Below are 332 nucleotides of genomic sequence, written 5' to 3' on the forward strand. Positions count from 1 at the left end.
GGATATTTCCCATCTTCTTCCCACACCACCCAGCTTTTCCGTTCTCGCCGTTGGGTATCCAAAACCACAAAAAAATCCGGTCCGCGCATGTCTTCTGATTTGCGCTGTCGGGTACTGTAATAAACGCTCATGTTTGCCCCGGCGAAAAAGTCGGTGCGCTCTTGCCAATAGCGCTCCAAACATGTTAGTAACAGGATTAATTGTTTCAAATGGCGATAGCTTTCCAATGGCGGTTCCTCGCTCCATAGTTCGCCCGGGGGAACGGTGGGAATATCCGATGACGGGTGACTTTGTACCATATTACCTGCCCGGTTTGAGACAACTTTTGTTCT

General features: G+C 49.4%; 1 pseudogene. It reads right to left on the bottom strand.

The features are described 5' to 3' along the window. Window positions 1-299: pseudogene (locus AC0QH1_RS25805) on the bottom strand (Uma2 family endonuclease); the annotation flags it as partial. Between the last annotated feature and the right edge of the window lie 33 nt (window positions 300-332).

Source organism: Phormidium sp. CCY1219, from assembly GCF_055795085.1.